Here is a 20,859-nt window from a genome sequence, read left to right on the forward strand (position 1 = left end):
CGCCTGCGCCTTCGATCTCAAGGTGCCGGAGCGCCGCCGCCTCGAGATGACCAAGCTGATCGGCCGCACAGGCCACCAGCAGGCCGCCTGAGGTCTGCGGGTCGGTGAGCAGGTGCCGGCGCCAGTCGGGAAAACCCGCCGGCAGCGCGACGGCCTCACTGAACGCCGACCAGTTGCGGTGCGAGGCGCCGGTGACGAAGCCCTCCCGCGCCAGGGCCGCGGCGGCCGGCAGCAGCGGCACGGCGTCGGCCGTGATCGTCAAGGCGACGCCGGCCCCCCGGGCGAGTTCGAGCCCGTGGCCGAGCAGCCCGAAGCCGGTGACGTCGGTCATCGCATGCACGGCCGGGTCGACGGCGAGTTCGGTGCCGACCCGGTTCAGCCGCGTCGTCGTCGCGATGAAATCGGCGTAGCCGCCCTCCGGCAACGCCTGCTTCTTGATCGCCGCCGAGTAGATCCCGACGCCGATCGGCTTCGTCAGGATCAGCGCGTCGCCTACCTGAGCGTCCGCGTTGCGGCGCACGTCCTCGCGGCGGCAGGTCCCGATGACGGCGAGCCCGTAGATCGGCTCCGGCGTATCGATCGAATGGCCGCCGGCGATCGGGATCCCGGCCTCGGCGCAGAGACTGGCGCCGCCCTTCAGGATCTCGGCGACGATCTCGGGAGAGATCTTGCCCACCGGCATGCCGAGGATGGCGAGCGCCATGATCGGCTTGCCGCCCATGGCGTAGACGTCCGAGATCGCGTTGGTCGCCGCGATCCGCCCGAAATCGCGCGGGTCGTCGACCATCGGCGTGAAGAAGTCGGTGGTGGCGATGACGCAGGTGCCGTCGTCGAGCGCCCAGACCGCGGCATCGTCCGAGGTCTCGTTGCCGACGATCAGCCGCTCGAACGGGCCGGCCGCCGGCTGGTCGGCGAGGAGCCGGCGCAGCACGGCCGGATCGAGCTTGCAGCCACAGCCGCCGCCGTGGGCGAGGGTACTGAGCCGGACCGGTTCGGCATCCATGCGGGTCTCCGTGTGAGAAAACGGGGAAGTTGGGGCGGCAGCCGGCGCGATGTCACGAAGGTGTCAGGCGCCGACGCTCTGTAGAACCTGCGTGCCCGAGGGCTCGGCGCAATATCGCGTCGCGGCCTGCCGGGCGCAACGCGACCGGGAGCTGCGGCATGGTTGGCTGGGTGCGGGCGATCGGCCGCGTTGCGATGCTCGCGGCCGTCATGGCCACCGGTACGGCGCGTGCCCAAGATGCGGCCAAGCCAACTTTCGTCTTCACCGGCATTCCCGACCAGGACGAAGCCCGGCTGGTCGAGCGCTTCGGTAAGGTCGCGAGCTATCTGCAGCAGAAGCTCGGCGTGCCGGTCAAATATCTGCCGGTGAAGAACTACTCCTCCGCCGTGACGGCCTTCAGCAACGGCGAGGTTCAGCTCGCCTGGTTCGGCGGCTTCACCGGCGTGCAGGCCCGCCGGCTGGTGCCGGGGTCTCAGGCGTTGGCGCAGGGAGCCGAGGACGCTGTCTTCCGGACCTACCTCATCGCCAACACCAGGCTCGGGCTGGAGAAATCCGCGGAGTTTCCCAAGGGGACGCCGGGCAAGACCTTCACCTTCGGCGCACGCTCCTCGACCTCGGGCCGGCTGATGCCGGAATACTTCATCCGCCAGGCCTTCCCGGAAAAGACGCCCGACGAAGTGTATTCCCGCATCGGCTATTCGGGCGAGCACAGCCGCACGATTCAGCTCGTGCAGTCCGGTGTGTTCGATCTCGGCGCGGTCGACTACACGGTCTGGGACCTCGACGCCAAAGCCGGCAAGATCGACCCGGACAAGGTCAGGGTGGTCTGGGAATCGCCGCCCTTCGCCAACAACCAGTGGTCCGTGCGCGGCGACGTCGACCAGACCTGGGGCAAGGGCTTTACGGAGAAACTCCGGCAGGCGCTGCTCGGTATGAGCGATCCGATCCTGCTCGCGCCCTTCGGCCGCTCGAAGTTCATCCCGGTGAAGAACGACGCCTACGCGCCGCTGATAGAGGTGGGTAAGACCAGCGGCATGCTGGATTGAATGTCCTGGCCGAAGACGTGAGGATCTCGTACAGGTCGCGCTCCAAGCGTTGCTGTTTACGCGAGCGATGTGTGAAACATCCGGAATGGCCGCGCCGTGAGCACATCGTAAAGAATCGTCTGCCTTCGCCCTCTCGCGCGAAACTTTCTTCCACACGCCATCGTAACTGATCACCGGGTCTCGCGAGAGCGAGAGCCGAAGCCTCGCGTGGGCCGCGTCCGTGCCCCCGGCTCGTGACTCACGCGAGGTTCACCTGCCCGAGACGGGCGCATCCGGTGCTCACACCCGTCTCACCCTTGCCGACCACTGGGCAGGTGAAGGCTCACCCTCCAGGGCCGCCCCACCCGGGGAGACCGGACAGGGTCTGTCATGAGCACGTGATAGTGGAGCAATCGATCATGAAGACAACGACAGTTGCGCTCGCAGCCGCCACCCTCCTCGGCGGTCTGACCCTCGGCCTCGGCTCGGCCTCGGCCGCCACCGCGACGGGTGTGCAAGCGAGCGGCGCGCCGACGTCCTACGTGAAGATGATGTCCAAGCGGCAGATGATGATGCGCGACAAGAAAATGATGATGCGCAAAAAGATGATGATGAAGAAAAAGGGTATGATGTAGTCCGCGCATAGATCACGCTGCGTTTTGATCGAATCGATCAAAACGCAGAAAACGTGATCGAGTCAGAAGTTTAGAGCAGGCTTCGCGCGAAAAACCGTTGCCACTATTTCGCAGCCTGCTCTAAGAGCGCGTTCTGACGAAATCTACTTCTTACACCTGGAAGAGACGCCTCACGGCGTCTCTTCGCCCATATAGTCCTTCCAGATCGCGTTCGTTCCGAGCGTCGCCACGAAAGTCGCGTGGCGGTCGCGCTCATCGTCGGTCAGGCGACTGCGAATCGGCCTGGAGGGAAGGGTCGTATAGTCCTCGTACACCCGAATTGCCGCCGTGCTGGGGGCAGCGGTGCCGTCTTCGGCGACAGCCGCAAGACCGAGGCTGGTCTGCTTGCCGCCGAGCAGCTCGATATAGACCTCGGCCAGGATTTCGGCGTCGAGTAGCGCCCCGTGCTTGGTCCGCTTCGTCGTGTCGATGCCGTACCGATTGCACAGGGCATCCAGGTTGTTGGCGGCGCCCGGATGTCGGCGGCGCGCGAGCGTGAGGGTGTCGACGACCTCCTCCAGCACGATCGGCGGGGGTGACGACGGCTTGAGCCGGGCGAACTCCATGTTGAGGAAGCCGACATCGAAGGGTGCGTTGTGGATCACGAGTCGGCCGTCGCCGCAGAAATCCAGCAGCGCATCGACGATGTCGCCGAACAGCGGCTTGTCGGCCAGGAACGCGTCGGAGATTCCGTGAACGCCGAACGCCCCTGCCGAGACCGCCCGCTGCGGATTCACGAAACGGTGAAAGGTCTGGCCCGTACGGATGTGGTTGATCAGCTCGACGCAGCCGATCTCGATCAGGCGGTCACCGCCCTTCGCATCCGTGCCGGTGGTCTCGGTATCGAGGACGATCTCGCGCAGCATGGTCTTTGGACGTTTCGCGTTGGAGCTTGGCCGGCTCCGACCCTATCGCGAATCCCTTAATCGCGCGACGAGCGCCGCGACCTCGGCCTCGGCATGAGTGAAGCCGCGGCTCGTATCGATCACGACATCGGCGCGCCGGCGCTTCTCGGCATCCGGCATCTGCTTGGCGAGGATCGCCGCGAAGGCCGCTTCCGTCATGCCGGGCCGGGCGAGCACGCGGGCGCGCTGCACCTCGGCCGGAGCGCTGACGACCACGACGGTGTCGCACCGTTTCTCGGCTCCGGTCTCGAACAGCAGCGGGATGTCGAGCACGACGAGGGGCGCATCGCCGTGCCTGCCCAGGAAGGCACGGCTTTCCTCCGCAACCAGGGGGTGGACCAGCGCTTCAAGCCGCTGCAGGGCCTCGGCGTTTCCGAGTACGGCTTTGCGAAGAGCCTCGCGATCGACGCCGCCGTCCGGTCGCAGACTTCCCGGAAAGGCCGCGCCGATCGCCTCGGCTGCAGTACCGCCGGATTCGTAGAGGCGATGTACGGCCGCATCCGAGTCGTGAACCGGTACGCCGTGCTTCGCGAACAATGCGGCCGTCGCGGACTTGCCCATGCCGATCGAGCCGGTGAGCCCGAGGATCGTCTTGGGTCTTCCGCCGCTCGGCTGCGCCTCGTTCATCGCCTGAGGTCCGCGACGACGAGAGCGCGAAGTTCCGGAGTGACCTCGGGTCGAACGCCGAACCAATCCGAAAAGCCGGGCACGGCCTGATGCAGCAGCATGCCGAGGCCATCGACCGTGGCGAGGCCGCGTGCACGCGCAGCCGCAAGCAGCGGTGTCTCCAGGGGCGCATAGACGATATCCGCCACAGCCGCCCCGTTCGGTAGGGGTCCGAGGTCGATATCGAGCGGCGGATGACCCGTCATGCCGAGCGAGGTCGTATTCACCAGAAGCCGGGCTTCGGACAGCGCTTCCGGCAACGTGGCCCAATCGAGGATGCCGACCCGCCGAGGGTCGATCTCGACCAGGGCTCGTGCCCGTTCCGGCGTTCGGTTGGCGATGCGGATCCGCGACATGCCGCGCTCGGCGAGGCCGGCGACCACGGCCCGCGCCGCCCCCCCCGCTCCGAGGACGACCGCCGTTCCGTTCGAGTGCTCCAGCCAGCCGGTGCCGAGCGTCTGCTCGAGATGGGCGATGAAGCCCGGCGCATCGGTGTTGTCACCATGGATACCGCCGTCCTCACCGACGACGAGCGTGTTCACCGCCCCTATTTTCGTCGCACGCGGCGTCAGCGTGTCAGCCAACCGGAAGGCCGCCTCCTTGTGCGGGATCGTCACGTTGCCGCCGGCAAAACCCGCTGCCGCCAAACCGCGAACGAAAGCCTCGAAACGCTCCGGCGGTACATCGATGCGCTCATAGGACCCAGCGATGCCGTGTTGCGTCAGCCAGTGGCCATGGATCAGCGGCGAGCGGGAATGCGCGATCGGATGCCCGACGACGAAAGCCTTGCGCATCATGCCTCGCACTGCGCGGGAAGGGTGCAATCGGCGCTGCCGGTCCGCTCGATCTGGAGAGTGGCGTGGGCGATGCCGAATGCTTTTCGGAGCTCGTCGGCGGTATCGCGCAGGAAACGATCGGGCAGGTCGCCATCGCGCATCACGAGATGCGCGGTGAGGGCGACCTCCGTCGTGCTCATCGGCCAGATGTGGAGATCGTGCAGCGTGCTGACGCCGGGACGCGCCTCGAGGGTCGCGCGCACGGCGACGGGATCGATGCCGGGCGGTACGGCGGAGAGCGCCATGCCGAGGCTGTCGCGCAAGAGGCCCCAGGTCGCCCAGACGATCAGCCCGGCGATGACGAGACTGACCATCGGGTCGATCCAGTCGTAGCCGGTCGCGAGAATCACGAGACCCGCCAGCACGACGCCGGCCGAGACGACGGCATCGGCCAACATGTGCAGATAGGCGCCACGGATATTGATGTCGGTGCGACCGCCCGAAGCGAAGAGCCAGGCGGTGAAGCCGTTGATCGCGATCCCGATTCCGGCCACCACCATGACCGTGACGCCGGCGACGGGCGCCGGATCGAAGAACCGCTGCACCGCCTCGAGCATGATCGCCCCGGTGGCGATCAGCAGAAACACCGCGTTGAACAAAGCCGCGAGGATCGAGGAGCCACGCAGGCCGTAGGTGAACCGCGTGCTCGGCCGCCGTTTTACCAGCACCGAAGCGATCCAGGCGGCGGCGAGACCCAGCACGTCCGACAGGTTGTGGCCGGCATCCGCCACCAGCGCCATCGAGTTGCTCGCCAATCCATAGCTGGCTTCGATGATGACGAAGCCGACATTCAGGGCGATGCCGATCGCGAACGCCCGCCCGAAATCCTTCGGGGCGTGGCTGTGGCCGGCATGGCCGTGATGCGCGTGGTCGTGATCGTCGTGAGCATGCGGGTGCGGGTGCGGGTGACCGTGATCCGGCATCTCTGGGCTCGTCTCCGTCATTGGATCGTCAGGAGCCCCATGCCGCGAAGCCGGGCGAGAAGCGGAATCAGAGGAAGGCCCAGAACGGTCGTGTGGTCGCCCTCGACCTGCGCGAACAAGTGGATGCCGAGGCCTTCGAGCTGGTAGCCGCCGACGCTCGACGTCACACGCTCCGGCCCGGCCGCGGCGAGATAGGTGGCAATGGACTCGGGATCCAGTGGCCGCATGGTCAGCCGCGCGGTCTCGTGAAACGTTTCGGTCGTCCCGCGAGCGGCAATCGCCACCGCTGCATGGAGCGCGTGGGTTCTCCCCTGGAGCAGGCCGAGATGTTCGGCCGCCTCGGGCAGGTCGGCCGGCTTGTGAAGCACGGTGCCGTCGATCTCCAGCACCTGATCGGCACCGATGACGACGCGCTCGGGATGCTTTCGGGCGACGTCTTCGGCCTTGGCGGTTGCGAGGCGCAGTGCGAGGCTGACAGGTGAGAGGCCGCCGGCAGCGGATTCGATCCGGCGTTCGTCGACATCGGGCCTGATCACCTCCGGCACGAGACCGGCGCCGGACAGTAGATCCGCCCGGGTGCGGCTCCCCGATGCGAGGACGAGTGGCGCTGCGCCGAGCCAGAGACGCTGTACGGGATCGAGCATCGAGGTGTCGTTCACGTGGCGATGAACTTCAGACGATGCTCGCGGTAGAGATCGAGGATCGCCGCGGCGGTTTCCTCGATCGAGCGGCGCGTCACGTCGATCGTCGGCCAGCGATGTTTCGCACAGAGTTTTCGCGATGCCGCGACCTCGTCGGCGACGGCGCTGCGATCGACATACATCGAGTTGTCGTCGGCCTTCAGGCTCAGCAACCGGTTCTGGCGGATGTGAACGATCCGCTCCGGCGAGGCGATCAATCCGACGATCAGCGCCTTTCGTGTCGCGGCCAGCGCAGGCGGCAACGGCATGGAGGGAACGAGCGGAAAATTCGCGGTCTTGAGGCCACGATTGGCGAGATAGATCGAGGTCGGCGTCTTCGAGGTCCGGCTGACGCCGACGAGCACGACATCCGCCTCGTCGATATCCGGCGGCAGGTTGCCGTCGTCGTGCGCCAGGGTGAAGTTCATCGCGTCGATGCGCTTGAAGTACTCGGCGTTCAGCATGTGCTGCGCCCCCGGCCGCGCCGTCGAATCCGCGCCGAGATAGGAGCGCAGCAGCGCGTGAACCGGCTGCAGCACGTTGAGCGTCGGCGAGCCGGTCTCGCGGCAGGCCTCGTCGAGGCGCGCGATCAGCTCCTGGTCGACCAGGGTGTAGAGCACGAGGCCGGGTGCCGCCTGGATCTCCGAGATCACCCGTTCGAGCTGCGCGCGGGAGCGCACCAGCGGATAGACGTGCTCGATCGCCGAGACGCCTTCGTACTGGGCCGCCGCAGCGCGGCCGACATTGATCAGCGTCTCACCGGTCGAGTCCGAGACCAGGTGGAGATGGAAGTAGCTGCGACTCATCGCGAATTGGCTTTCCCCTGCGCGCTCGCGGACCGGCGAAACGGAGGCTTGTCCCCAGGCCGTGCCTCGGGGGATCGACGGATGGGGATAAGCCGGCTTCGCAGGAGGGTCCAGCGGCGGGAGGCCCGTCTTGTCGACTCCTGCGTCAACAGGCCGTCGAGTCGAACTCGTACGGACGGACTTTTGGGAGAATCCGGGACCGTGCGACGGCGCTGGGCGTGCATCGCCGTGCAAGCCGCTGGCGAGGCTCGCGATTGAAGAAGACTAGAGCGGATCCGTTAAAGCCCTCTTAACGGCGTGGCGATGGGGAGAGCCTGTGGATGGCTTTGCGAGCCCATGACTCATGCCTCCAAGAGAAGAAACAGAGTCTAAGAGTCTCTCTTCTCTTTAGGAAAGGGCCTGTGGGGGGATTGCGACGTCGCGATCGACCGAAGGGTGCGCAAGGAGGGTTTTCGAAGAGGCGCTTGGCTGTATGCTCGGGAGAACGACAGGACGGGGATCGGAAACGCGATGGGTGAGGCGAGGGCACAGGACCGCAAGGTTCTGCGGGTGCTGTCTGGCGAGGCGATCTCGCCGCCGCCGGCCTGGATGATGCGGCAGGCCGGGCGCTATCTGCCGGAATACCGAGCGACGCGGGCCGAAGCCGGTTCCTTCTTGGACCTCTGCTACAACCCGGCCTTCGCCACCGAGGTGACCCTGCAGCCGATCCGGCGCTTCGGCTTCGAGGCCTCGATCCTTTTTTCCGACATCCTGGTGATCCCGCACGCGCTGGGGCAGGGCGTGCGCTTCGTCGAGGGCGAAGGTCCCCGGCTGGATGCACTGGAGGGCCGAGCGGAATTCGAAAAACTGCGCGATGTCGGCGACGACGCGATCTTTTCGCATCTGGCGCCGGTCTTCGAGGCGGTCACGAGCATCCGGGCGGCGCTTCCCCAGGAAACCACGCTGCTCGGCTTTTGCGGGGCACCCTGGACGGTGGCGAGCTACATGATCGGCGGGCGCGGCACCCCCGATCTCGCTCCGGCGCGGGCACTCGCCGCAAGCGATGTCGGTCTGGTCGAGGCCCTGATCGACCGGCTCGTGTGCGTCCAGACCGAGTATCTCATCCGGCAGTTCCGCGCCGGTGCCGACGCCGTGCAGATTTTCGAGTCTCATGCCGGCGTGCTGCCCGAGGGCGACGACGCCTTGTCACGCTGGTCCTTGAAGCCGATCGCGAAAATGATTGCCGGTGTGCGGGCCGAAGTGCCGGATGCGAAGATCATCGTCTTCTGCCGCGGCTCCGGTCTCGATGGACACGCTCGCGTCGTGCCGGAGACGGGCGCCAGCGCCGTCGGCGTCGATTGGGGGGTCGATCTCAAGGCTCTGCGCGAGCGGGTCCCCACGACCACCGTGACGCAGGGCAACCTGCATCCGGAAACGCTGATCGCGGGCGGTGCGGCCCTCGACGCGGAGGTCGATGCGATCCTGGCGGCGACCCACGGGCTGCCGCACATCTTCAATCTCGGTCACGGCATCACGCCGCAGACGCCCGTCGCCCATGTCGAGCGGATGCTGGCGCGGCTCAGAGAGGGTGTCTGACCGGAGAACGAGGCCTCGACTGGGCGCAGAGAGCCGGGCTATTGGAACCGCTCCAGGCTGATGCCTCGGACGGACGGCAGCTTGGCCGACGTTCAGCGCAAAAAGCCTCTTACAGCCGGAAGCTCTCGAGCCCGTGGACAACCTCTACCTCTGGATCAAGGCCGGCCACGTCGTCGCGCTGATCGCCTGGATGGCGGCGATGCTCTATCTGCCGCGCCTGTTCGTCTACCATGCCGGCTTGCCGGCGGGCTCGGAGGTGCAATCGGCGACGTTCAAGATCATGGAACGGCGCTTGGCCAAGGCGATCATGACGCCGGCGATGATCCTGACCTGGATTTTCGGGATCACCCTCGCGGTCAAGAGCGGTTACTACGCTTCCTACTGGCTGCAGATGAAGTTCCTGTTGGTCTTCGCCATGACCGGCATCCACGGCTGGCTCTCGAAGATGGTCAAGGACTTCGCTGCCGACCGCAACAAGCGCAGCACCAAGTTCTACCGCATCATCAACGAAGTCCCGACGCTCCTGATGATCCTCATCGTCATCCTGGCGGTCGTGAAGCCGGGCGGCTGAATTTTTCACAACGCTGATCGATGTCGAGAAAATCAATGAACCGTGCTCGTCACTTGCTCGCGGCGGCGACGCTGATCTTGCTGCCGGCAGGCGCTCAGGCGGCGAGCTTCCCCTGCGAAAAGGCGGCAACGCCCGACGAGAAGGCGATCTGCGCCACGCTCGGTCTCAACGATCTCGACGTCGAGCTCGCCGTGCGCTTCGAGATCCTGAAGAGCCTGCTGGCCATGGGAAACCGGGCGCAGCTCCAGGACGACCAGGAAGCCTGGCTCAAGGAGCGCGGCGCCTGCTCCGCCGACACCGCCTGCCTGCGACAGGTCTACGAGACCCGGCTCAAGGTGCTGCGCGGCGTGTTTGCGGAATTTGCTAAGCAGGGGCCGCAATAGCGGCGGCCCCGGCAGGCCGCTCGACTCAGAATCCGACGGGTCGGCCGGCCGCCACGACCAGCATCTTGCCGTTCGCGAAGGTGCGCCCCGTGGCACGGCGGATATCGTCCTGTGTCACGCTGGCGACCATGTCGTTGCGCCGGGCGATATAGTCCATGCCGAGGCCCTCGAAGGCGATCTGCACGAGCTGGTTGGCGATCTTGGTCGAGGTGTCGAAGCTCAGGGCATAGGAGCCGGTGAGGTAGTCCTTGGCCTTCTGGAGTTCGTCGTCCGAGGGGCCGTCGGCGATCAGGCGGTTGATCTCCTCGCCGATCACGTCGAGAGCCTCCACGACGCGCTCGTTCTTGGTGGCGGTGTAGCCCCAGGTCATGGCGACGCCGCGATGCGAAGTCAGCGAGGTGCCGACAGAATAGGCGAGGCCGCGTTTTTCGCGCACTTCCTGGAAGAGGCGGGACGTGAAGGCGCCGCCGCCCAGGATGTGATTCAGGACATAGGCCGGGATGAAGTCGGGATCGCGCCAGGCGACGCCGCCGAGGCCGAACCGGATCACCGATTGCGGCACGTCGAGATCGACGACGATGCGGCGGCCGAGATCGTGGATATGCGTGGCCGGAACCGGCTTGAGCGGATCCTTTTCCGGCAGCCTGCCAAAGGCCTGGTCCAGCATCGCGGCGGCGCCATCGGCCTCCACCGCGCCCACGACGGCGACCTTGAGGCCGCCGCGGCCGATCAGGGCCTTGTGCATCGCGAGGAGGTCGTCGCGGGTGATCGCCGCCAGACTCTCCGTCGTGCCCGAGGAGGGGCGGCTATAGGGATGACCCGGAAAGGCCTCGCGAAAATAGCAGCGCGAGGCCATCACGCCCGGGTCGTTCTGCTGGTAGCGCAGGGATGCGATCATCTGCGAGCGCACGCGCTCGATCGCGACCGGGTCGAGGCGCGGTTCGCAGACGGCCAGCGAGAGTAGCCGGATGGCCTCGTCGGCGTGCTTCACCAGCATCTTCAGCGAGCCGCCGACGGAATCGGGGCCGGCATGGAAATGCAGCTCGATGGCGCGGGCCGCCAGCGCCTCCTGAAAGGCGTCCGAACCGAGGTCGCCCGCGCCCTCGTCGAGGAGGCGGGCGAGCATCTGGGCCGTGCCGGCCTTGCCCTCCGGATCCTGTGCGGCGCCGCCCTCGAAGTTGAAGGCGATGGCAATCATCGGGACGACGGGCGAGGGCACGTGCCAGGCCTCGATGCCGCGGGCGGCCGCCACTGGGATCGCCTGGGTGGGCGACGACGCGGTGCGGGTGCCAGTCTCGGCGAGGTTCATCGAAAAAAGTCCTTCGGCGTCTCGACGACAGACGCGGCGGCTCTCGAAGCGCCGGCTGTCCAAAAGAATCAGGCGGTGGCGGCGACGACGGGAGCGTCGAGCTCTTTCGCCTTCATCAGGTAGCCGGTCACGGAGCGGGCCGGAGTGAGGTAGCGCTCGGCCACCGCAGCTAGCCGCTCCTTGCTCACCGCCTCGATGTCGATGGGCCAGCGGCGCACCTCGTCGACGGTCTCGCCGATGGCGAGCGCCGACCCGTAGATGCGGGCGAGCGAGGACTGGCTGTCGGCGGAGTAGATCGTCTCCGCCACGAGCCGGGTCTTGGCCCGCTCGATCGCTTCCGGCGACAGGGCGTCACCGGCGCCGCGCAGGGCCTTGTCGACATGCTCTTCGAGCTGTTCGAGGCTGACGCCCTCGGCCGGCACGGCGTAGACGGAGAAGCGGGTGTCGTCGATCGCCGAGCCCATGTACCAGGCGCCGGCATTCACGGCGACGCCGGTCTCGAGAACCAGCTTGCGGTAGAGGTAGGACGTGGCGCCGCCGCCGAGCACTTCGGCAAGCAGTTCGAGCGCGTGGCACTCGCCGTCGCGCGCGGTCATGCAGGAGGGGGTCAGGTAGAGCCGCTGCAGGGTCGGCTGCTCGACCTTCGGATCGGCCACCGCGATGCGGCGGAGGGCCTTGGGCTCAGGCTCGCGGGCCCGGCGGCGCTGCGGCCGCGAACCGTGCGGGGCGACCTTGCCGTAGGTGTCGTCGGCCAGCCGGCGGACCTCGTCCGGCGTCACGTCGCCGGCGACGACCAGGATCGCGTTCTCGGGCGTGTAGAAGCGCTTGTAGTAGTCGATGGCGTGGTGGCGGTTCAGCTCCTCGATCTCGTGCATCCAGCCGATGATCGGAATCCCGTAGGGGTGATGCACGAAGAGCGAGGCGGCCATCGCCTCGGAGAGCTGGGCGTTCGGATCGGTCTCGACCCGCATCCGGCGCTCCTCCAGCACCACGTCGCGCTCGGGCGCGACGACGTCGTCCGAGAGCACCAGGCCGCCCATGCGGTCGGCCTCGAACTCCATCATCGTGGCGAGATGATCGCGGGCGACGCGCTGGAAATAGGCGGTGTAGTCGTAGCTGGTGAAGGCGTTCTCCTGGCCGCCGAGCGACGAGACCGCCTTGGAGAAGGCGCCGGCCGGGTGATGGTCCGTGCCCTTGAACATCAGGTGTTCGAGGAAGTGGGCTATGCCCGACTGGCCGAGCGGATCGTCGGCCGACCCGTTGCGGTACCAGATCATGTGCGTCGCGACGGGGGCACGGTGATCGGGCACCACCACGACGTCGAGGCCGTTGTCGAGCACGAAGGATGACACCTCGGGGCCGCCGGCCTCCGAACGCCCGAACGGCGCGGCCTCCACGCGACCGGCATTCGCGAATCCGCGCGCCGACCCGAGCAGGGCATTGGCCTTCCGGTAGAGATGCATCCTGGCGTCCTTCGTGCGGCCGTTCTCGAGGTTGTCGCGGCCCGGACTCTCGCGACCTTCGTTAGCCGGGGCAAGTCCCGTACCGCAGGGTGTGACCTCTTGGCCACCCGAGGGACGCGGAATCCTGAACCGCGAATCCCCGATATCGCGGCTTCAACGCCCGCCTTCCGCCCTCATGAAGGTGCGCGGGTCGGCCTCTTCGTTGCCGCTGATCGAGTTGCCGACCGGACCTGCCGGCCCCTTCGCCGCCTTGACCGGAGCCTTGCGGTAGCCGTTCGGCGGGTCGGTCAGACCGTCGCGATCGGGCTCGATCGCGGAGGGTTCGGCTTCGTCCTTGCTGCCCGAGAAGAGCTTGAGCGGGTTCAGCCAGGTCGACTCGCGGACTTCGCCCGGCCCCGGCGCGGGGTCCTTGGACAGGCCGGCGCCCTCACGCCGGCCGTTCTGCATCTCGAAGGCCGAGAGAGTCTCGTTGTTGTCGTTCATACGGCCTTGCGCGCCGCGGACGATGGGTTTCTTGGCGTCGAGGGCGGCGCGTTCGCGCCGGCTGGTCTCGGGATCCTTCGGCCATTGCGGATCGTCCTGCCGCGTCTGCGGCAGGGGCAGCGGCATCGTTGCGTAATCGACAGGCGGCGCGTCGGCGCCCTTGCCCTTCGCCGGTTTCTTCACGGCGGCTTTCTTGCCCAGAGCTGGCGGCATCACGAGGGGCGCGCGCTCGCGATAGGTGATCGGCGGGCGCTCGGGCTCGATCAGGCCGATGCTGCTCATGGCGTCGCGCATGAACTCGCCTTCGGCGGCACGCGCGGGAACTGCGGGGAGCAGGCTGAGCGCGAGGATGCCCGAAAAAGCCAAAGAAATCCGGCGCTGCACGATCATGCTGCCCTCAGGTCGCGGCCGCCGGGAATCGCTCTTGACTGTGCGGACGCCGATGATTCCGGCGTGAGCCGGTTTTCGGGCGAAGGTAAGGCGGTTTATTTCGCCAAACCGCTCATGGGCGGGGATTGGAAGCATCGGTCAGATCGTGTTGCCGATCGGTCTTCCGCTCCGGCATCAGGCTGTCGAGGATCAGCCCGACGACGCCGGCCACGATCGCCGCATCGGCAATGTTGAAGACGTACCACGACCAGTCGCCCGCATGCAGGTGGACGAAGTCGAACACCGCGCCGAACACCGCCCGGTCGATGGCGTTGCCGATCGCCCCGCCGACGATGAGGCCCAGCGAGATCGCCAGCAGCCGCGTGCCGGCCCGCTTCATCCAGAATCCGAGGGCCAGGGCCGCGACGACCGAGAGCCCGACGAGCAGCCAGCGGCCGAGATCGCCCTCCTGCTGGAACATCCCGTAGGAGACGCCGCGATTCCACACGACGACGAAGTCGGTGAAGGGCGCGACGGCCCAGGGCTGCGTCAGCACGAGATCGGTGCGGAGGTACAGCCAGAGTTTGGAGGCTTGGTCGATGGCGAGCGTCAGGAACGCCGCGAGCAGGCCGAGGCGGAACGGCGCCATCAGGCAGCACTCGGATGCGCGGCATCCCACTCGCGCAAAGCTTGCGCGTCGCGCGGCGTGACGTCGGGATAAGCCGGATCCGAGCCGACATCCGGCGAGACCCGCCAGGAGCGGGCGCATTTCCGGCCCTCGGCGACGTCCGGTACCACGGCGACGCCCTTGACCTCGTCGAGGCGGAAGGCGTCGGACGGTCCCTCGCCGACGCTCACCCGGATCGCGGAGGTGATGCAGACCTCGGAAAAGTCCAGGCCGTCGAGGGCGCCGAGCAGGTCGGGATCGGAGACGAACACCGTCGGCGCAGCCTCGAGGCTCGCACCGATGCGCTTGGCGGCACGTTCGATCTCGAGCGCTCCGGTCACGACGCGGCGCACTTTTCGGATTTTTTGCCAGCGCGCGGCGAGCGCGTCGTCGCGCCAGTTCGCGGGCGTCTCGGGCAGGGTCTGGAGATGGACCGAGCCGTCGTCCGATGGATGACGGTCGAGCCAGGCTTCTTCCGCCGTGAACGCAAGCACCGGCGCCAGCCAGATCACGACCCGTCGAAACGCCTCGTCGATCGCCTGAAGCGAAGCCCTGCGCACCTGCGAAGAAATCGGGTCGCAGTAGAGCGCATCCTTGCGCACGTCGAAATAGAAGGCCGACAGATCGCCGGTCAGGAAGCCGTTGAGCAGGGCCACGATCCGCTTGGTGTCGAAGGCCGCATAAGCCTCGCGGATCTCGCCATCGAGCTGCGCCAGCCGGTGCAGGATGAACCGCTCCAACTCCGGCATTTCTTCGTAGTTCACGTCGTCGCCGGGCACGCGGTGGGCGAGCGAGCCGAGCATCCAGCGCAGGGAATTTCGGAGTTTGCGATACGTCTCCGCAAACGTCTTCACGATCTCCGGACCGATGCGCAGGTCGTCCGAGTAATCGGAGGCCGCGACCCAGAGCCTCAGGATATCGGCGCCGGATTCCTTGATGACGGTCTGCGGCGCGACGACGTTGCCCTTCGATTTCGACATCTTCTCCCCCTTGGGGTCGAGGACGAAGCCGTGGGTGAGCACCACGTCGTAGGGCGCATAGCCCCGCGTGCCGCAGGATTCGAGCAGCGAGGACTGGAACCAGCCGCGGTGCTGGTCCGAGCCTTCGAGGTACATCACCCGGTCCTGCCCGCCGTCGCGCACGCGCTTCACGCCGGACAGGCCGGGAAAGGCTTGCGGATCGTCGAGGACGAAGGCGTGGGTCGAGCCGGAATCGAACCAGACGTCGAGGACGTCCGTGACCTTTTCGTACTCGGCCGGGTCGTAGTCGGGTGCGAGGAAGCGGGCGCCGTCGGCATCCGAGAACCAGGCGTCGGCGCCCTCGGCGGCGAAAGCCTCGGCGATGCGAGCGTTCACCGCCTCATCGCGAAGAACATCGCTGGTGCCGGCCTTCACGAACACCGTGATCGGCACGCCCCAGGCGCGTTGGCGCGAGACCACCCAGTCGGGCTTGTTGCCGACCATGCCGTTGATGCGGTTTTTTCCTTGGGGCGGCACCCATTGCGTCGCTTCGATCGCTTCGAAGGCGACCTCGCGCAGGGTGCGGTTACCGAGCGCGTCGACGGGCTTGTCCATCGCAATGAACCATTGCGGCGTATTGCGAAAGATCACCGGCTTCTTGGAGCGCCAGGAATGCGGGTACTGGTGGCGCAGCACGCCGCGGGCGATGAGCGCGCCGGCTTCGGAAAGCGCCGCGATGAGCGCCTTGTTGGCGTCGCCCTTCTCACCCTTGTCGTTCAACACCCGCTTGCCGGTGAAGCCGGGAGCCTCTTCGGTGAGGGCGCCGTCGGCGTCGACCGTGTAGGGAATCCGGGTCTCGATACCGCGCTGTGTGAGCTGACGGCCATTGGCCATCCAGACCTCGAAGTCCTCGCGGCCATGGCTCGGGGCCGTGTGCACGAAGCCGGTGCCGGCTTCGTCGGTGACATGGTCGCCGTCGAGGAGGGGGACGTCGAACTCGTACCCTAGGCCGAAGAGAGGATGTTGGCAGACCATAGTCGCCAGATCGCTCGCAACGACATCCTGCACGCGCTCGAACGTCTCGACACGCGCTGCCTTGAATACGGTTTCGGCAAGCGCGTCAGCCAGGATATAGGCCGCACCAACCTGAGCCCAGTTATCGGCTGCCGCAGCGGTGACCTTGTAGAGTCCATAGGAAATTTTTCGAGAAAACGCGATCGCGCGATTCCCCGGTAATGTCCAAGGCGTTGTCGTCCAGATGACGATCGCGGCTCCCTGAGCCAGTATAGGCGAAATGGTGTCCGGATTTCCGGTGATGACGTCGAACGCGACGAAGATCGTGTCGCTGACATGCTCTTCGTACTCGATCTCGGCCTCGGCGAGCGCCGTCTTCTCGACCACCGACCACATCACCGGCTTCGAGCCGCGATAGAGCTGACCGCTGACCGCGAACTTCATCAGTTCGGAGGCGATGCGAGCCTCGGCCGGGTAGGCCATCGTGGAATAGGGATGTGCCCAGTCGCCGGTGACGCCGAGCCGCTGGAACTCCGTGCGCTGCTGGCCGAGCCAATGGGCCGCGAAGGTCCGGCATTCCTGGCGGAATTCGAGGATCGGCACCTCGTCCTTGTTCTTGCCCTTGGCGCGGTACTGCTCCTCGATCTTCCACTCGATCGGCAGTCCGTGGCAGTCCCAGCCGGGCACATAGTTGGCGTCGAAGCCGAGCGCGCCCTGCGAGCGCACGATCACGTCCTTCAGGATCTTGTTGAGCGCGTGCCCGATATGGATCGCGCCGTTGGCGTAGGGCGGGCCGTCATGCAGTACGAATTTCGGCCGGCCGGCGGCATTCCGGCGGATCTGCCCGTAGAGACCGTTCCGCTCCCAACGCTGTAGCAGCAGCGGCTCGCGGGTCGGCAGCCCGGCGCGCATCGGAAACTCGGTCTTCGGCAGAAACAGCGTCTTCGCATAATCGCGCGGTGCCGGGGATGCGTCGGCATCCGGCAGCGCGGCGTCGGGAGCGGATTCGGTCATCGGAGGGGTCTGCTCGTCTCAAATCGGCGATCGTCGGGAGGCGGGCTCTGCGCGACGCGGTCGCGTGCTGCGAAGCCCTGTCCGGCACCCACGCCGTCCGCGCGGCATGTGCTGCGCTCAGGCGGAGGCCGGGCCGGTAATTCGAAGACGCCGGAGCGCTCCGGCAGGATCGGTTGGATCGAGCATCCGGCGCTTCTAGCAGCGGGTTTTTCCCCGCGCCAGCGAAGGCGATGCTGCAGAGAGCCTGAACGATGAAGCCTCTGCCGAATCCAGGATGCGGAAAATTCCTGCCGGCAGCGATGCCACCTTTCGCAAGCTCGGCCGTTGGTGCCCCGACGCGCGCGGACGGACCGGTTCCGGAGCGAATCTCCTTGCGAGCGCGTTCAAGGTTTCCCAACGGCCCCGACATCGATCGGATCACAAATATCCGGCGCTGCGATCGTGTGCCGGACAGCAGAGGTAACGCCCGTATGAAGCATCTCCTGATCGCCGCCACGGTGGCGCTCTCCGCCCTGACCCTGTCGAGCGCAGCCGACGCCCAGGGCGTTCCCGGCGGCATGCGCCGTGGCGCCAACGAGGGCAATCGCGTCGCCGGGCCCATCGGCGGCATCGTCGGCGGCGCGGTTGGCGGAGCCGTCGGCGGTGTCAACGGCGTCCTCGGGATCGATCCGGGCCGTCGCGGCTACCGTACCCGCATGCGCTCGCACCGCGGCTACCACAACCGCCGCCACTACCACTGAGCGGTCGGAGTGCGGGATGGATCGGCCGGGCGCGCTGCCCGGCCTTTTTTATGACGATCGACGGCGCCGCGCCGCATCCTGCGCCAGCAATGCGAGGCCCGATCCGACGATGATCGCCGACCCGAGCAGCGTCCAGACGCTCGGCACGTCGCCGAAGACGAGGAAGCCGAGCAGCACCGACCACAGGATCTGCGTGTAGATGAAGGGCGCCAGCACGTTGGCCGGCACCCGGGCATGGGCCAGCACCAGCAGCCAGTGTCCGGCGGTGCCGAACAGCCCGACGCCGATCAGCATCGCCCAGGCGAGAGGGGAAGCCGGCGTAGTCCAGATCCAGGGCAGCAGCGGGCTCATCAGCAGGAGCCCGGCGAGACCGGAATAGAAGATCGTGGTGGCGCTGGAATCGTAGGCCGCGAGCTTGCGCGTCGCGATGATGTAGAGCGCGTAGCAGCTCATGTTGCCGAAGCAGAACAGCAGCGCCGGCTGCATCGTGCCGATCCCCGGCCGTACGATCACGAGTACGCCGACGAAGCCGAAGGCGATCGCTACGAGCCGCCGACGGGACGACCATTCCCCGAGGAGCGGGCCGGCCAGCAACGCGACGGCGAGCGGCGCCGCGAACTGGATCGACACGGTCTCCGCGAGCTGAAGCGAGCGCAACGCCAGGAAGTTGCAGGCGGTCGAGCCGAACAGCAGCAGGGAGCGCGCCACCTGCAGGGGCAGCCGCCGGGTGCGGGCGACGCCGGGCTTGGTCACCGGGTTGAGCACTGCGGTGACCAGCACGACGTTCACTGCGTAGCGCATGAAGGTGCTGAGCAGCGGGTCGACACCCTCGCGGGCCAGGATCTTTCCCGATGCGTCGAGGCCCGCGAAGAAGATCGGCGCCAGACACATCAGCCCGATGCCGACGAGCCGGTCTCGCCGGGCGCGGGCGTCCGGGGTCATGACGGGTGGGGACGGTGGGGTCATCGCCCCGGTGTCTGGCGGAATCGGCCGTGCGATGCCACGCCAACCCTCAAAAAAACGAAAAAAGCCTTGCCGAACAACGCAGCTTGGCCGTCCCAAGACTCGTCCCGGGCAGGAGGCGACCCTATCTAACCTTGAGATGCAATAGAGGAGCTGGAATGTCCCGCGACCAGAGCCACAATATCGATCGCGCCGAGACCAAAGCAGCCAAGGCGGCCGAACAGCAGGCGAAGGCTGCTACGATCTGGAACGAGATCGAGGCCGACCGGCGCGCGGTGGATGATCGGACCGAGCGGCTGCGGGCACTTCGCCTCGCACGCGATTCTGACGGACGCGACTGATTACTTTGAGAAGTCTGCGATGACGGGTTTGATACGCTCTCCGTCATTCCGGGGCCGCAAAGCGGAACCCGGAACCGACAACCGGCCACAGCGTTGCGCGTGGGTTCCGGGTTTTCGCCTGCGGCGAGCCCCGGAATGACGACAAAGTGTCTCTTCCGGATGGGAAAGATCTCAAAAACTAAGCTGGGCGCGCCACCGCATCCGACGTAACTGGGCCGATCAGAGTCTCGGCCTCGTCGTCGACATCCGGATCGCCGTCCGTTTCCGGATCGGCCTCGTGGCCGGTGACGCCCGCCGCCTCTGCGAGATTGCCGGCGGCCTTGCGCAGGAGCTTGCGCAGGCGGCGCTTCTCCTTGCCGTCGAAATCGTCGAGCAACTCCGCCTCAACCTCGTCCCAGATCCGTTCGATCGCCGCCGCCTTGGCCATGCCGGTCTCAGTGAGCCGCACGCGGACGATGCGGCCGTCGCCGGCTTCGGCCCGGCGCTCGACGAAGCCGAGGGCGGCGAGCCGCGAGATGGTCTTGGAAGCGGTCGGAGGACGGACCCGCAGGGTCGCCGCGAGGTCGCCCATGGTCATCGAGCCCGCCACCGCCAGCGCTTGCACCACCTGCTCCTGCCCGGCGAACAGGTCGAGGGCGGCGAGCCGGTCGCCGACGCGGGCCCGATGGAGACGGGCGGCCTGGACGAGCGCCCAGCCGACGCTCTTGGAGGCCGGAGCCCGCATCGGTTTGGCCTGCTTGCCGTCTTTGCCCGGGCCGTCTTTGCCCACGCCGCGCTTACCCGTTTCAGGAGAATGACCGCCGGGCGGACTGGTTACGGATGCGTCCGCCGGCTCACCCTGCCTCGCCGACATGACCGATGCTCCTCCGACAGACATGCGAGCTGTCACGCCTGTCGGCGCTGCTCGATTCGGGAGCTTCTGCCAGCCTAACCGTGACGGCGCGATGACGTAAAGCTTACTCGGCTCTTCGTTGCTCCGGGACGCCGCTTCAGCAGGTCGGCATCAGCCCCTTGAGCCGGGCCAAGATGTCTTCGCCTGCGCAGGGTCGTGCGATGAACTGCGCGCCCTCCGGCATCCGGTCCGGATCGGGGGCGGCCCGGCCCGAGACGATCAGGATCGGAAGCTCGGGACGTGCCTGCGAGGCCGAGTTGGCGAGATCGAAGCCGTTGGCCTTGCCCGACAATTCCACGTCCGTCACGAGCCCGCAGATGTCGGGGCGGGCCTGGAGGATGCTCAGGGCCCGCTCGGCGGACGCGCATTGCAGTGTGTCGTAGCCGCCGTCTTCGAGGACATCACCGAGATCCATGATCGTCAGCGCCTCGTCCTCCACCAAGAGGATCACCGGGCGATCGTCGTCTGCCGGATTCGTCGTCTCGCTCGCCACCATTCACTCCTGAGCTTGTTCGAGACCCATTGGGCGGCTTTGCGCCGCTCTGCCGTCATTCGCCGTGAGGCTAGTGCTGGAATCGTGAACAGCCAACGGGGAACG

At 66.9% G+C, this 20,859-nt stretch carries 22 protein-coding genes; 7 read left to right on the forward strand and 15 right to left on the reverse strand.

Annotated elements, in window-relative coordinates; all coding sequences use genetic code 11:
• Window positions 1-1,003, reverse strand: a 1,003-nt coding sequence (gene selD / locus FV217_RS12200; protein WP_147817454.1) for a selenide, water dikinase SelD, incomplete at its 3' end; no start/stop codon positions are given.
• Window positions 1,004-1,161: 158 nt separating this feature from the next.
• On the opposite strand from selD, the gene FV217_RS12205 reads away from it, so the two are divergent.
• On the forward strand, window positions 1,162-2,049 hold the full coding sequence (locus tag FV217_RS12205) for a putative selenate ABC transporter substrate-binding protein (RefSeq protein WP_147817455.1): 888 nt from the start codon (window positions 1,162-1,164) through the stop codon (window positions 2,047-2,049).
• Between the two features lie 383 nt (window positions 2,050-2,432).
• Window positions 2,433-2,663, forward strand: coding sequence for a hypothetical protein (locus FV217_RS12210; RefSeq protein WP_238232308.1), 231 nt, complete (start codon window positions 2,433-2,435; stop codon window positions 2,661-2,663).
• Between the two features lie 170 nt (window positions 2,664-2,833).
• Here FV217_RS12210 and dnaQ read toward each other — a convergent pair whose 3' ends face one another.
• Genes dnaQ through FV217_RS12240 form a run of 6 tightly spaced genes read right to left on the reverse strand, consistent with a single transcriptional unit; the run spans window position 2,834 to window position 7,518 of the window.
• On the reverse strand, window positions 2,834-3,568 hold the full coding sequence (dnaQ, locus tag FV217_RS12215; RefSeq protein ID WP_147817456.1) for a DNA polymerase III subunit epsilon: 735 nt from the start codon (window positions 3,566-3,568) through the stop codon (window positions 2,834-2,836).
• 42 nt (window positions 3,569-3,610) lie between these two features.
• The gene (gene coaE / locus FV217_RS12220; protein ID WP_147817457.1) at window positions 3,611-4,234 is read right to left on the reverse strand and encodes a dephospho-CoA kinase; all 624 of its coding nucleotides are present in this window, start codon (window positions 4,232-4,234) and stop codon (window positions 3,611-3,613) included.
• On the reverse strand, window positions 4,231-5,070 hold the full coding sequence (locus FV217_RS12225; RefSeq protein WP_147817458.1) for a shikimate dehydrogenase: 840 nt from the start codon (window positions 5,068-5,070) through the stop codon (window positions 4,231-4,233). Before FV217_RS12225 ends, coaE begins: the two co-directional genes overlap by 4 nt.
• The gene (locus tag FV217_RS12230; RefSeq protein WP_147817459.1) at window positions 5,067-6,032 is read right to left on the reverse strand and encodes a cation diffusion facilitator family transporter; all 966 of its coding nucleotides are present in this window, start codon (window positions 6,030-6,032) and stop codon (window positions 5,067-5,069) included. The genes FV217_RS12225 and FV217_RS12230 overlap by 4 nt, the downstream gene beginning before the upstream one ends.
• Window positions 6,033-6,049: 17 nt before the next feature.
• A complete protein-coding gene (locus FV217_RS12235; protein ID WP_147817485.1) occupies window positions 6,050-6,676 on the reverse strand; it encodes a Maf family protein in 627 nt (208 codons plus the stop codon).
• 11 nt (window positions 6,677-6,687) lie between these two features.
• Window positions 6,688-7,518: a pyruvate, water dikinase regulatory protein gene (locus FV217_RS12240; protein WP_147817460.1), complete on the reverse strand. Its 831-nt coding sequence runs from the start codon at window positions 7,516-7,518 to the stop codon at window positions 6,688-6,690.
• Window positions 7,519-8,028: 510 nt separating this feature from the next.
• On the opposite strand from FV217_RS12240, the gene hemE reads away from it, so the two are divergent.
• The 3 genes from hemE to FV217_RS12255 all read left to right on the forward strand — a co-directional run bounded on the left by hemE (window position 8,029) and on the right by FV217_RS12255 (window position 10,047).
• Window positions 8,029-9,093, forward strand: a complete 1,065-nt coding sequence (gene hemE, locus FV217_RS12245; protein ID WP_147817461.1) for a uroporphyrinogen decarboxylase — start codon at window positions 8,029-8,031, stop codon at window positions 9,091-9,093.
• A 133-nt stretch (window positions 9,094-9,226) separates the two neighbouring features.
• Window positions 9,227-9,664 carry a protoporphyrinogen oxidase HemJ gene (gene hemJ, locus FV217_RS12250; RefSeq protein WP_147817462.1) on the forward strand — a complete coding sequence of 146 codons (438 nt, stop codon included), beginning with the start codon at window positions 9,227-9,229 and terminating at the stop codon, window positions 9,662-9,664.
• A 35-nt stretch (window positions 9,665-9,699) separates the two neighbouring features.
• Window positions 9,700-10,047, forward strand: coding sequence for a lysozyme inhibitor LprI family protein (locus tag FV217_RS12255; protein WP_147817463.1), 348 nt, complete (start codon window positions 9,700-9,702; stop codon window positions 10,045-10,047).
• Between the two features lie 25 nt (window positions 10,048-10,072).
• On the opposite strand, the gene FV217_RS12260 is transcribed toward FV217_RS12255, so the two are convergent.
• The 5 genes from FV217_RS12260 to ileS all read right to left on the reverse strand — a co-directional run bounded on the left by FV217_RS12260 (window position 10,073) and on the right by ileS (window position 17,325).
• Window positions 10,073-11,356: a pitrilysin family protein gene (locus FV217_RS12260; protein WP_147817464.1), complete on the reverse strand. Its 1,284-nt coding sequence runs from the start codon at window positions 11,354-11,356 to the stop codon at window positions 10,073-10,075.
• A 68-nt stretch (window positions 11,357-11,424) separates the two neighbouring features.
• A complete protein-coding gene (locus tag FV217_RS12265; RefSeq protein WP_147817465.1) occupies window positions 11,425-12,819 on the reverse strand; it encodes a pitrilysin family protein in 1,395 nt (464 codons plus the stop codon).
• 153 nt (window positions 12,820-12,972) lie between these two features.
• On the reverse strand, window positions 12,973-13,692 hold the full coding sequence (locus tag FV217_RS12270; RefSeq protein ID WP_147817466.1) for a hypothetical protein: 720 nt from the start codon (window positions 13,690-13,692) through the stop codon (window positions 12,973-12,975).
• A gap of 112 nt (window positions 13,693-13,804) precedes the next feature.
• Window positions 13,805-14,320 (reverse strand): signal peptidase II, encoded by a 516-nt coding sequence (lspA, locus tag FV217_RS12275; protein ID WP_147817467.1) that lies wholly within the window; start codon window positions 14,318-14,320, stop codon window positions 13,805-13,807.
• Window positions 14,320-17,325: an isoleucine--tRNA ligase gene (ileS, locus tag FV217_RS12280; RefSeq protein ID WP_147817468.1), complete on the reverse strand. Its 3,006-nt coding sequence runs from the start codon at window positions 17,323-17,325 to the stop codon at window positions 14,320-14,322. The genes lspA and ileS overlap by 1 nt, the downstream gene beginning before the upstream one ends.
• Window positions 17,326-17,795: 470 nt before the next feature.
• Here ileS and FV217_RS12285 point away from each other — a divergent pair, with 470 nt between their 5' ends.
• Window positions 17,796-18,065: a hypothetical protein gene (locus FV217_RS12285; protein WP_147817469.1), complete on the forward strand. Its 270-nt coding sequence runs from the start codon at window positions 17,796-17,798 to the stop codon at window positions 18,063-18,065.
• Window positions 18,066-18,113: 48 nt separating this feature from the next.
• On the opposite strand, the gene FV217_RS12290 is transcribed toward FV217_RS12285, so the two are convergent.
• Entirely contained in the window at window positions 18,114-19,031 is a 918-nt protein-coding gene (locus FV217_RS12290; protein WP_147817470.1) for a DMT family transporter, read from the reverse strand.
• A 155-nt stretch (window positions 19,032-19,186) separates the two neighbouring features.
• Between FV217_RS12290 and FV217_RS12295 the strand changes: the two genes are divergently transcribed.
• Window positions 19,187-19,369 carry a hypothetical protein gene (locus FV217_RS12295; protein WP_147817471.1) on the forward strand — a complete coding sequence of 61 codons (183 nt, stop codon included), beginning with the start codon at window positions 19,187-19,189 and terminating at the stop codon, window positions 19,367-19,369.
• A 178-nt stretch (window positions 19,370-19,547) separates the two neighbouring features.
• Here FV217_RS12295 and FV217_RS12300 read toward each other — a convergent pair whose 3' ends face one another.
• On the reverse strand, window positions 19,548-20,093 hold the full coding sequence (locus tag FV217_RS12300; protein ID WP_238232366.1) for a MarR family winged helix-turn-helix transcriptional regulator: 546 nt from the start codon (window positions 20,091-20,093) through the stop codon (window positions 19,548-19,550).
• Between the two features lie 265 nt (window positions 20,094-20,358).
• Window positions 20,359-20,754: a response regulator gene (locus FV217_RS12305; RefSeq protein WP_147817486.1), complete on the reverse strand. Its 396-nt coding sequence runs from the start codon at window positions 20,752-20,754 to the stop codon at window positions 20,359-20,361.
• Window positions 20,755-20,859: the final 105 nt, after the last annotated feature.

Source organism: Methylobacterium sp. WL9, from assembly GCF_008040035.1.
In the GTDB taxonomy this organism is placed as follows: domain Bacteria; phylum Pseudomonadota; class Alphaproteobacteria; order Rhizobiales; family Beijerinckiaceae; genus Methylobacterium; species Methylobacterium thuringiense.

Coding starts and splice junctions, on each gene's coding strand:
- FV217_RS12205 (WP_147817455.1), top strand. CDS start 1,162: ATGGTTGGCTGGGTGCGGGCGATCGGCCGCGTTGCGATGCTCGCGGCC.
- dnaQ (WP_147817456.1), bottom strand. CDS start 3,568: ATGCTGCGCGAGATCGTCCTCGATACCGAGACCACCGGCACGGATGCG.
- coaE (WP_147817457.1), bottom strand. CDS start 4,234: ATGAACGAGGCGCAGCCGAGCGGCGGAAGACCCAAGACGATCCTCGGG.
- FV217_RS12225 (WP_147817458.1), bottom strand. CDS start 5,070: ATGATGCGCAAGGCTTTCGTCGTCGGGCATCCGATCGCGCATTCCCGC.
- FV217_RS12230 (WP_147817459.1), bottom strand. CDS start 6,032: ATGCCGGATCACGGTCACCCGCACCCGCACCCGCATGCTCACGACGAT.
- FV217_RS12235 (WP_147817485.1), bottom strand. CDS start 6,676: ATGCTCGATCCCGTACAGCGTCTCTGGCTCGGCGCAGCGCCACTCGTC.
- FV217_RS12240 (WP_147817460.1), bottom strand. CDS start 7,518: ATGAGTCGCAGCTACTTCCATCTCCACCTGGTCTCGGACTCGACCGGT.
- hemE (WP_147817461.1), top strand. CDS start 8,029: ATGGGTGAGGCGAGGGCACAGGACCGCAAGGTTCTGCGGGTGCTGTCT.
- FV217_RS12255 (WP_147817463.1), top strand. CDS start 9,700: ATGAACCGTGCTCGTCACTTGCTCGCGGCGGCGACGCTGATCTTGCTG.
- FV217_RS12260 (WP_147817464.1), bottom strand. CDS start 11,356: ATGAACCTCGCCGAGACTGGCACCCGCACCGCGTCGTCGCCCACCCAG.
- FV217_RS12265 (WP_147817465.1), bottom strand. CDS start 12,819: ATGCATCTCTACCGGAAGGCCAATGCCCTGCTCGGGTCGGCGCGCGGA.
- FV217_RS12270 (WP_147817466.1), bottom strand. CDS start 13,692: ATGATCGTGCAGCGCCGGATTTCTTTGGCTTTTTCGGGCATCCTCGCG.
- lspA (WP_147817467.1), bottom strand. CDS start 14,320: ATGGCGCCGTTCCGCCTCGGCCTGCTCGCGGCGTTCCTGACGCTCGCC.
- ileS (WP_147817468.1), bottom strand. CDS start 17,325: ATGACCGAATCCGCTCCCGACGCCGCGCTGCCGGATGCCGACGCATCC.
- FV217_RS12285 (WP_147817469.1), top strand. CDS start 17,796: ATGAAGCATCTCCTGATCGCCGCCACGGTGGCGCTCTCCGCCCTGACC.
- FV217_RS12290 (WP_147817470.1), bottom strand. CDS start 19,031: ATGACCCCACCGTCCCCACCCGTCATGACCCCGGACGCCCGCGCCCGG.
- FV217_RS12295 (WP_147817471.1), top strand. CDS start 19,187: ATGTCCCGCGACCAGAGCCACAATATCGATCGCGCCGAGACCAAAGCA.
- FV217_RS12300 (WP_238232366.1), bottom strand. CDS start 20,093: ATGCGGGCTCCGGCCTCCAAGAGCGTCGGCTGGGCGCTCGTCCAGGCC.